We start from the raw sequence: 10968 nt of genomic DNA on the forward strand, positions 1-10968 counted from the left end.
GATCTTACATTATCCATTGGTTCAATAGTCTAAATGTCCCGCCGTATTCTGAAATTTCGTTATCATGCAATTCACGTATCAAGACAATACTGCTCATTTATGATAAGTTTGTTTTTTTTTGATAGGAAAGAATCATGTTAGCGACTTATGAAGATTTTGAAAAAATTGAATTACGATCTGGCACTGTTGTAAAGGTTGAAGAGTTTCTACGTGCAAAAAAACCTGCTTATAAGGTATGGGTAGATTTCGGTAAAGACATAGGTGTTTTACAAACTTCTGCACAAGTTACGGTGCATTATACTCCCGAAACTTTATTAGGCCGCTCTGTTGTAGGCTGTGTTAATTTAGGTGAAAAAAATATAGCTGGATTCATATCTCAATTTTTATTGGTTGGTTTTTCTGATGAACATGGGGCTATTTGCTTAATTACGACTGATCCCAAAGTACCGAATGGGCAAAAGCTTCATTAATTAGTAGTTTACCTTGTTTTTGAGTGAAGACAGGATGATCGTGTTATGGGAATTCCATAATGCGATCCGAGCTAAGCCCTGAGTCATCCCCTTATTGTTCTAACGAGGATAATTATCTACTAGTCAAAATTAATAAATGTCCGTCTTTGCGAGCAAAGCGAAGCAATCCAGAACACATATCCAATAAAGCTTCTTAGTAGATTGCTTTGCATAGCTCTCACAGGCGGGGTTTTTTTATGACCATTATGTTTATAAAAAATACATGCCCTGTGTTTTAAATTATGAGGGGAATAATCAGAGTTAAGCCTGCACTGCTGAGCTACATGAAACCATGTTCATTCAGGACGTTTCTGAAGATCATGGCTTCATGAGTTAACCTGGCTTAAATTGTACAGTCCATGCTTTGATTTGGCTCTTGACTGAAGTCTATATGCTTCAGAGTATCTGCAAGTGTTTCTCTCAAATCATTTACTGCCTGGACAACATCATCTACCGCAGTTCTGGGTTTTTTGAAAAACTGAGGGGATGTACCTAAGCTGAACATATAGATTCCCCAGTTTGCAATCGATTTTAATATATCAACAATGACAGTTATTCCAGATTGATTACCCTCGAGTTGTTTCACCGCGTTTTTGCCTGCAGCACAGCACTCATTAAAGAATGCATTAAAATCTTTGGCATTTATCTGTTCAATTTGCTTGCCAATTAATGGTTCATTTTCTAGATAAAAATGAGTTTCTTTTGCTTTTTGAATTGCAGTATAAAACTCTACTACGGCCAGATTAACTTTATGATCTTTGTTTGGATCCAATCTGTTGATTATTTCTTCTATAGTTGAAAAAGTAGGGATGCCAAATCCTAAAGTTTCAAGTTGAGTTTTTCGTTGTGGCATTCCATCCAGAACGTTTTTAACCTGAACATTGATCAATTGGTATAGTTGTTGCGTACTCTTGGAAGATGGATTTAAATTAAGTTGCGTTAACTGGTCATAGAGTTGAGTACATAATTGATCTCGAGTTTGAGATTCTAACTCATCCTGTCCGGGGCATTTTGAGTAAACGACATCAATAATAATTTGATGCAGGAAATCTGGACTTGAAATTAATGCATCAAGTTTATCAGGGGATTGCTCCATGGCAACTTCAATGTATCCCTTAGCTTCAGGAAATGCTTTGCTTAATAAAAACAGTTTACAGAGTTTTTCTGTATGTTGAATGCTGTTTATATCAGACTGTTGGGATGCTTTTGAAAAGAACTCTTCTACTTGAAATATATAAACTTTATGTTTACCAAGCTGCATTTCACTCAGAGCTTTTAATTCATTATCTTGTTTGAAAAGTTTATCGATGTTCTCAAGTAACTCTTTATCAAGCGCGCTACTGGCTGCCAAATCATGTAATTTTGCTTTTAAGATTTTACTGTTCAGTTCTGTCGTGCGATGTGCTAATAATGCTGAGACCATTTGTGATTGTTCTTCCTGACTCAAAACACGTTTAAAGGGTTGAGAATCGGAATGTGTACGCATATAGTTAATAAATAAGGAAATCAGGTGATTAAGATCTGTATGTCCTAAGTCTCGCATGCTTGTTGACAGTTTAAACAGTTCATTCGCAATCGGATCTTCATCCGATAAACCATTCTCTGCCAAATGGATTTTCAAATTGGTCACGATGGCATTGACAAAGTTCTTGATTGACTTGGGCAAATTAGCCATCGAATTGTTTAATTGTTCTAACTCATTTAATCGATGGTGATAAGTACTGGACCATAAATTGGGGTGGTGTTTCATCTTTTCATGCATCGATACAACCACTTCTTTTTTCATGGTAAATGGTTTAATTAAGGTGACAAAACGATCCAGTTCCTGGATAACTAATGCTTTTTTACTTAAGGTATCAAAGTCAGGGCACTGACCAGACTTACTCGCTTGTATTATGGTATTAAAGTCCTTTACATTCTTTATCCAGTGCAGTTCTTCTTTATAATCATCTCTAATCTCTTGATACACATGTTCTGGATCAATGTCTTCCAAACGACTTACAATAAAACTCATTTTTCCAACAACTTGACTGTGGTATAACTCTTTTGGGAGGTTATGCATAAAACACCTATATACTATTAAAGAATAAAATTGGTCAAATAATAGCAAATATGAAGAAATATTGCAATATTGCGTTAGGTTTGTTTCTTTATTGTTTCATAATCGTTAACTTTCCATGTATGTTTTTGGGCATTTTGATTATTTATTGACCATTTGGTTTGGGTTAAGAAAAGGAACAGTCAGCTTTGTAACTTATTGATTTTTATTGATGTATTTTTAGAGAAGTCACTTGGCTGAATGCCAAGTGAGGAAGTGTCATCATTGTCGCTATGAAAAAGAAAATAAACAGGTATCTCAGCGAAATAGTAAATTAAATGCATATTTATTTACTTAATATTCTAAAGTGGAGGAAACAAATCCTGAAACTTAATACGGCTTTTTACATGTAAGGCTTTGCGTCTGTCTTTAGATAAATCGAATAACTTATAGATGATAATGGGGAATACAAAGCTTACTACACCGATTCCAAAAGCCAGTTTATACATTGGATCTTTATTTAGAACCAGGAAGAATAAAGCAAATAACATCAAAATAATGGCTACTATTCCAGTGTAAGGAGAGTAGGGCGTCACGTAACGCAAATCTTTGATGGTATAACCCGCTTGATATAGCCGATTTCTAAAACTGATTTGAGAAAGACATAATGAAATCCAGGCTAAAGTACCAGTAAAACCAGATACCAGGAGTAAAGCTATATAAAGTTTGGTTTGACCAAAAAAGTACCCAACACCCAATAATGTCCATACCCCGGTCAGGGTAGCAATTACCGCATTTTGCGGGATAGCGTTACGGTTAAATTTAGCAAAAGCATGGGGCGCCATTCCATCTCTGGCAAGCGCATTGAGCGATCGCACCGTACCATAGAATCCCGAGTTTGCGCAGGAAAGAGTAGCCGAAAGAGTAACAAAACTGGTAACCGCTCCAGCCCAATTTAAACCATAAAAATTAAGTGCATCAGCAAATACGGAGTTTGATAAACCGGCTTTTTGCCATGGAAAGATCAACACCAGACAAAACACGGGTATGATGTAAATGAACAAGATTCGTAACGTAACATTCCGTATGGCATGCGGGATCATTCGGGCTGGATTCTCGGATTCCCCTGCGGCAAGGCCAATAATTTCCGAACCTTGATAGTTAACCAGTAGTAGAACCATGGCCGTCAGTAGGGACATGGTGCCGTTAGGAAGCAGACCACCATCACCTAACATATATTTAAAACCAATGATTCCAGGTGGTTCAGTACCATGGATCAGGCCAAAGAAAATGAGCAACGCTAATACCACAAATGCCATCAATGCAATAATTTTGATTAGTGCGAGCCAGAATTCAATTTCACCAAAAGTATCTACTTTTGCCAGATTGATGTATGTAATCAGTAAACCAAAGCAAATCGCCCAGACATATCCATTTATTCCGGTAAACATTTCCATAATGATACCGCCAGCGACGCATTCAGCGGGAATATAGGCTACCCAGCTTATCCAGTAAGACCAGCCAACCCCACAGGCGACAGAAGGAGATACAAAATCGGATGTGTAGGTAACAAATGATCCTGAAATAGGGATAGCTACAGCCAGTTCACCCATACATAACATAGTTAAATAGATGATTAAGCCACCCAGCATGTAAGCAATGAACACAGCAGGGCCAACGAGGTTAATGACCTCTCCAGTTCCTAGAAAATAACAGGATCCAACGATACCACCTAAAGCAATCAGCTGAACATGGCGGTCTTTTAAGCCACGGCGGTAGCCACTATCTTTAATGGGTTTAGCTAAGGTTGGATTTTTCACGGGCTGTTTATTTCTCACATGGTTATTAAAGGTATAAACTCTAATGTTATATTTAACTGAAAAATTTTAAAACTACTCTTACAATAAAAAATATAAAATAGTTTCTTTGTAATTGAATAATCAGTTAATTAATTTCATCAAGTTACTCAATTATCAATTCGGTATGAATTAAATTTTGGCGTTTATAGCATAATTTTTGAGCTTTTAAAAGAAAGTTTTTAGGTGAGTCTTTATGGATTGTTCTACCAGAGCGTCCCTGTCATTGACCTTGTTTCACGGTTATTTATAACTATATGATTATAATAATAAAATTTATACTTTCAGGATTCAATATTATCAGCTGTTGAATTTTTAAAAAGATTCATTTTTTAAAGTGCATTTAAGTTTTGACCCTAAGAATTTACTGAGGTAGGATAATTTTATCTTAGGCTGTAAGGATAGATTATGTACCGATTATGGACACTCGCCAGTATTTTTTTTGTTTTCACCTCTGTTACTTTTGCTGATAAATCTGATTGCCTGAATCATCATTGCCTTGCTGTAATTGATGCGGGAAGTTCAGGATCCCGATTGCATGTGTATGCCTATGATCTTGATGAAACCAATACTCCAACAGGAATCAGGGAAATATGGAATAGGAAGGCTTTACCGGGATTATCGACTCTTGAACATGAACATCGATCAATTTCAGTCTATATGGAGAAACTATTTACTGACGCACCAACCGTCCAGATGCCCGTTTATTTTTACTCAACTGCAGGAATGAGGTTATTACCGAAGACTCATCATAAAAATGTGAATCAACTGGTAGCTGACTGGTTTGATAAACAATACTACTGGCGTTTGGTTTCTGCACGAACCATCACCGGTAATGAAGAAGGGGTTTTTGCCTGGTTGGCAACAAACTACCAATTAAAACTGTTTGATCAAACCGAAAAGCCCCTGGCTGGTGTAATGGATATTGGAGGCGCTTCCGTTCAAATTGTTATTCCTTTAAAAGATGAACTAACTATCGATAAAAAAGATACAGTAGAATTTAATTTATATGGGAAAAAATACCGTTTATATACACACAGCTTTCTTGGGCTTGGCCAAAATGAAATGGGGCATCAATTCTTTGATTTGAAATCATGCTTCCCCAATGACTACGAATTACCCAGCGGACGCCTTGCTGAAGGTGACGCTTACGCATGCAAAAATGAAATATCCATTTTAGTCAATGAAGTTCATTCGGTAAGAAAAACCATCAAATCAGTACTGGCTTTAAACCCGGTAGACAATTGGTACATCATTGGCGGGATTTCCTTCATGCTCAACGATAAAATCTTCCCAACCACCAAACAACGTTTTACCAACCAGGATTTAATATTATTCGCAGATAAAAACATCTGCCACCAAAAATGGTCCACCCTGGAAGAAATCCACCCCGATAACTTCATGCTCTACAACTACTGCATGCTACCATCCTACCTCTACGCATTAATAGTAAATGGCTACGGCCTCCCGGTCAGCCAAAGCATCAACTTTTTACCCCTGAATAAAAATGCCGACTGGACCATAGGAGTAGTATTGCAACATCACCAAAGTTAAGTATACTTTTTATATGCCGCTGTAGCTCAGTTGGTAGAGCAGTTGATTCGTAATCAAAAGGTCTGCGGTTCGATTCCGCGCAGCGGCATTGTAAAATCAATAGGTTACGTTTTTGTGTCGCGGTAGTGTCGCATTCGGGGTACACTTTGGGGTACACTTATATTAAATCGTCTTCAATACTTAGGTAATAGATATAATTAATTGCTTTCATTAAATGGTACCGATAAATAACTAGCGGTGCTTTCTGAATGTGGAATTCGTAAAATCATTTTGTTAGCTGTCGTTGTAACGTGATCGCCTGGATTTAAATTGATGTAGTAGTTGTTACCAGATTTGATTATTTTCTTTTTTAACCACATATTATTACCCGCATAGACCTCTATTTCGGATGTATTAATTAGAGGATTCCCTGTTCCATTAAATGCCATACTGTTTTGAGGAACATCAGATTTTATAATTATATTTTTTAGAAGTTGTGTTGTTATTTGATGAGTTGCTTGTTGTACAACATATATATTTGAGTAGCCTTGTAATATTCCATGATTTTCTAAAGTTAGTTTTACTGAAATGTTAAAGATACCATCTGCAGTTTTAGGGAGAGATAGTATTGGTCTTAATCCCGTGAGAGTAAATAAAGTTTGTTTCTCATGTTTTATATCCCATTGCGCAGTGTGAATTTCTGATCGATCTACGTAACCAATAGGGTTAAAATCAAGTTGAATATCTTGGCCAGAAAATAAATTCGTGATTAGCTCAACGCTATTTATTTTTTTAATTTTTATTTCATAAAACGGAAATATATTAAAATAACTTAGTATTATCCAAATGAAAGATAAAAATCCCCATATAGTGGCGATACCAGTAATGATGGTCCATAAATATTCAGAAATTTTTTTCATAAATTATCCTTCTTTTATAACCATGAGTTTATAGGTAATTTTTCTATAAAAATAGAGACTAAATTTCAGCAGACTAGCACATATTAGATTGCTGAATACGTCGGATAATTGTTTATACAATATTTCTAAGGTTTCTATGTGCAGCTCTAACCCAAATAGCAAGCGTAGGTCGGGCGCTTCGCCCGACACTTCTTTTCTCTTCTTGAACATTAAAATCAAAACAGTTATAGATACTTTCTTTACGGAATCAATAATCTATCTAATATGAGTTATTGAATTGTCGGGCGAAGCGCCCGACCTACGCTTGTTTACAGGTCAATATGGCTGGTTAATAAGTGTGATTTCCGACTTGTCAAAACAAGAGTATAAAAATAAGTACCTCCTGACGTAAAATCTCTGCGAACGTAAACCATATTTGTTTATGAAGTTTGATTTCTTGTGAATGGAATTTTATAGGGGTTAGTTGAGGTATGGTCGTAAAATGAAAACCTGGGATACGGCCTTTGGGCCTGCTCCCAGGCTACCCTGGCTATTTCAGTAGCGCTCAGCTCAAATATCAGGGCCACTAAATCACCAGAATAATTAATGACAAAAAACTAACGACTTCAAGATCAACCATACATCATACCCCAATGAGCTCATTGTTTTAACAATGCCAATCGATATTTTCCAATTTGGTGAAAACCAAGGGCTTGGTATGCGCATATAGCGGAATTATCATTGGTGAATAAAATGGCTCTTTTAATTTGTTGGTCGGCAGCTTGTTTGAGGCAAAGGTACACAGCTATTCTGGCAAAACCTTTATTTCTTAATGAAGGAGGAGTATAAACCGGGCCGATCTGTACAATATCAGGTAGATTGGCATTAAATCCACATAAGGAAACAGGGGTGTTATTTACAAATAAAACCCATCGATTTTGGCTAAGCTGCGTATCTTGAATTTCATCAGTAATGGATTGTTCCAGTGTGGGATTATCAGCATCGTCCCCGAGTGCTTCAATATGGTAAGCGATAAGCCATTCTTTGATGATATCCGTGTCGCAATCTTGCACTGGTTTGAGGGTGCAGCTATATGAATGAATTGCTTGAGGTATCGTCATTTTGTCGAGATTAAGTAAGAATAGTTTTTCCTGATAATTAATGGCAAATAGAGACGCTTCCAGGTTTAGCTTATCAATGACAAAGCCTGCCTGGGTGTCTTCTCCCAGTATTCCAGCTATTGGCCTTGTTCGTTTAAGCTCGAATTCTTCTACTAGAGCTGATAATGCAGTAAAATTTTCAGTTTGCATCATCACATTACCATTCCAATAATGCGCTAAAACACCATTAATTTTATTGTTTTCAAAGGAGCCGTAATACTCTCCGTGAAATGGTGCATCTTGGTAGGTAATACCTGAGTGGTATAAGTTGTTCCTTATGAACATAGTCGTTTCTTGGTGATGATTGAGATAGGATGACAATTCATCTATATGCAATCCATCCAGCTTTTTTATCACAATCATTTTTACCTCGGTATGGTGATTATTTTTAATACACTTTTAGGATATATGCTAAGATAGCCCAATATTGGTTATTATTAAATACAAAATCTCACAATATGATCACCTTACTCCCTCACAATCCTGCGTGGAAAGCTGCATTTGACCTAGAGAAAAAACAGCTATTGCAATTGGATATTAAGAACATAATCCAAATTGAGCATATTGGCAGTACAGCTATTCCTGGCATTTGTGCAAAACCAGTGATTGATATTTTAATTGGTGTTAAGTGTTTGCGTGAATTTACTTCTGAGGATATCCAAAAAATGGAATCATTGGGTTATCGATATAACCAGGTTTTTGAAACAGTTTTTCCACATCGGCGTTATTTCCAAAAAGACAATGAACATGGTGAGCGGACGCACCAGATTCATTTGGTTAATTATCCATCCTCTTGGTTTGCGAAGCATCTGTTGTTTCGCGATTATTTGCGTCTTTATCCAAATATTGCTAACGAATATGAGGCACTTAAGCTTAACTTGAGCAAAATCCATGATAATACGATTGATTATGCCAATGCCAAGAATGAATTTTGTCAGCTTATAGAAAAGAAATCCTTTTTACATTTTGGGGTTAATAAACCATTCATTGAAACATCGCGTCTTATTGCATTTATTCCCCAAGTAGCTTGTCACGAAGACTATGCAATAATGCTTTCAAATCCTGAGTTTATTCAATGTTATGGTGTTTCATACAATGAGGAACAGGCTTTAAATCGTTTGGAATCGGATATGACGCATTACAACCAATATGGTTTTGCTCCCTGGATGTGGTATGACAAAGAAACCCACAATTACGTTGGGCGAGGGGGATTAAAGACTTTTATATTTGATGGAAAAGAAGAAGTTGAGTTAACTTATCAAATAACTCAAAGCTATTGGGGAAAAGGTCTAGCATTTGAAATGGGGCAAGCATCTTTGGAGTATGCTGAAGAGCATTTGAATTTGGCTAGTACTATTTGTTTTACCGCATACAATAATTATCCATCATTGCGCGTTATGGAAAAATTAGGTTTTAAATTTGAGTTTGATTTTGAGCATGCAGGAATTTCGCATAAATTTCACAGAAAACCTACAATAAAGAAACAAAAGAGGTCTTAATGGATAAAGTAAAAATTGACACCTACTTAGTCCAAAAGCTGATTGCCGAGCAATTTCCACAATGGCAATCACTACCGATACATCCAGTTGTTCAAAGTGGTTGGGATAATCGAACGTTTCATTTAGGTGAAGACATGGTGATTCGTTTGCCTAGTGATAGGGAGTATGAGCCACAAATAAATAAAGAATATCAATGGTTGCCATGGCTCTCTAAACAACTATCATTTCAAATCACGCAACCGATCGCACTTGGACAACCGTCACCCGATTATCCATTGCATTGGAGTATCAATCGTTGGATAGAAGGGGAGACTGCTTCAATACAGAATATTCATGATAAAAATGAGTTCGCGAAAGCATTGGGTAAGTGCTTAAAAGAATTTCAATCTTTAGATGCTACGGATGGACCTTTGGCTGGCGCACATAATTTTTATCGGGGCACTTCATTAAAGGCCTATGATCATGAAATGCAGCTTGCAATTCCTAAAATTAAAAACGTTCATGAACAAAGAATTGCGGCATCATTATGGCAACAGGCACTTTCTTCTGTATGGCACTTAAAGCCAGTTTGGGTTCACGGAGATATAGCCGTTGGAAATATTTTAGTTCGTCATGGAAGACTGTGCGCTATTATCGATTTTGGCCAGCTTGCTATTGGTGATCCTGCGTGTGATTTAGTAATAGCGTGGAATTTCTTTTCTGGTGAAGAACGAGCAGTATTTAAAAATGCAGTTCAACTGGATAATGATACCTGGATACGCGCTTTAGGATGGGCATTTTGGAAAACCTTATGTTGGCCAATTAAAGGTACTGATGTAAAAGGGGTTTTGCATGAAATTTATTCCGATTATGAGGCGATTAAATAACCATGCCTAATGAAATTACGTATTAGAAACTGTCAGCCTAAGTAGATCTTTGTAATACTCAATCTTAAATGCCCAAGGGACTGGCTAATAATTTCCCTTGCAGTTCTATCCCAATATTTTTCAAGGGGATTAAGCAAGTGTAGGTCGGGCGCTTCGCCGGACACTTCTTTTCTTGAACTTTAAAATCAAAACAGTTATAGATACTTTCTTGACGGAATCAATAATCAATCTAATATGAGTTATTGAATTGTCGGGCGAAGCGCCCGACCTACGCTTGTTAACCGGTCAATATTCCTGGTTAATAAGTGTGATTTCCGACTTGTCAAAACAAGAGTATAAAAATAAGTACCTCCAGGAGTAAAATCTCTACGAACGTAAACCATATTTGTTTATGAAGTTGGATTTCTTGTGAATGGAATTTTATAGGGGTTAGTTGAGGTATGGTCGTACAATGAAAACCTGGGATACGGCCTTTGGGCCTACTCCCAGGGTAGCCTGGCTTGTCCTAAGATATTAAACCATGCAAGTGTAGGTCGGGCGCTTCGCCCGACACTTCTTTTCTCTTCTTGAACATTAAAATCAAAACAGTTATAGATACTTTCTTTACG

The 10968-nt window shown here is 36.9% G+C and carries 8 protein-coding genes, 1 tRNA gene and 1 pseudogene; 5 read left to right on the plus strand and 5 right to left on the minus strand.

Annotated elements, in window-relative coordinates:
• The first annotated feature begins 134 nt into the window (after positions 1–134).
• Positions 135–470, plus strand: a complete 336-nt coding sequence (locus Lqua_RS09315) for a tRNA-binding protein (RefSeq protein WP_058474019.1) — start codon at positions 135–137, stop codon at positions 468–470.
• Between the two features lie 382 nt (positions 471–852).
• Here the strand turns inward: Lqua_RS09315 and Lqua_RS09320 are convergent, their stop codons facing one another.
• Together Lqua_RS09320 and Lqua_RS09325 are read right to left on the minus strand one after the other, a co-directional pair.
• The gene (locus Lqua_RS09320) at positions 853–2571 is read right to left on the minus strand and encodes a hypothetical protein (RefSeq protein ID WP_058474020.1); all 1719 of its coding nucleotides are present in this window, start codon (positions 2569–2571) and stop codon (positions 853–855) included.
• A gap of 338 nt (positions 2572–2909) precedes the next feature.
• Positions 2910–4385 (minus strand): amino acid permease, encoded by a 1476-nt coding sequence (locus Lqua_RS09325; protein WP_058474021.1) that lies wholly within the window; start codon positions 4383–4385, stop codon positions 2910–2912.
• A gap of 426 nt (positions 4386–4811) precedes the next feature.
• On the opposite strand from Lqua_RS09325, the gene Lqua_RS09330 reads away from it, so the two are divergent.
• Both Lqua_RS09330 and Lqua_RS09335 read left to right on the plus strand, forming a co-directional pair.
• The gene (locus Lqua_RS09330; protein ID WP_058474022.1) at positions 4812–5957 is read left to right on the plus strand and encodes an acetate and sugar kinases/Hsc70/actin family protein; all 1146 of its coding nucleotides are present in this window, start codon (positions 4812–4814) and stop codon (positions 5955–5957) included.
• 15 nt (positions 5958–5972) lie between these two features.
• Positions 5973–6045, plus strand: a tRNA-Thr gene (locus Lqua_RS09335).
• Positions 6046–6154: 109 nt separating this feature from the next.
• Here the strand turns inward: Lqua_RS09335 and Lqua_RS09340 are convergent.
• Both Lqua_RS09340 and Lqua_RS09350 read right to left on the minus strand, forming a co-directional pair.
• On the minus strand, positions 6155–6856 hold the full coding sequence (locus Lqua_RS09340) for a hypothetical protein (protein ID WP_058474023.1): 702 nt from the start codon (positions 6854–6856) through the stop codon (positions 6155–6157).
• Between the two features lie 638 nt (positions 6857–7494).
• Complete coding sequence (locus Lqua_RS09350; RefSeq protein WP_058474025.1) at positions 7495–8358, minus strand: GNAT family N-acetyltransferase; 864 nt, start codon at positions 8356–8358, stop codon at positions 7495–7497.
• 95 nt (positions 8359–8453) lie between these two features.
• On the opposite strand from Lqua_RS09350, the gene Lqua_RS17955 reads away from it, so the two are divergent.
• The gene (locus tag Lqua_RS17955) at positions 8454–9494 is read left to right on the plus strand and encodes a bifunctional GrpB family protein/GNAT family N-acetyltransferase (protein ID WP_058474026.1); all 1041 of its coding nucleotides are present in this window, start codon (positions 8454–8456) and stop codon (positions 9492–9494) included.
• On the plus strand, positions 9494–10360 hold the full coding sequence (locus Lqua_RS09360; protein ID WP_058474027.1) for an aminoglycoside phosphotransferase family protein: 867 nt from the start codon (positions 9494–9496) through the stop codon (positions 10358–10360). The genes Lqua_RS17955 and Lqua_RS09360 overlap by 1 nt, the downstream gene beginning before the upstream one ends.
• 32 nt (positions 10361–10392) lie before the next feature.
• Here the strand turns inward: Lqua_RS09360 and Lqua_RS18725 are convergent.
• Positions 10393–10494 (minus strand): annotated as a pseudogene (locus tag Lqua_RS18725) (phage integrase N-terminal domain-containing protein); the annotation flags it as partial.
• Between the last annotated feature and the right edge of the window lie 474 nt (positions 10495–10968).

Source organism: Legionella quateirensis (assembly GCF_001467955.1).
Lineage (GTDB): Bacteria > Pseudomonadota > Gammaproteobacteria > Legionellales > Legionellaceae > Legionella > Legionella quateirensis.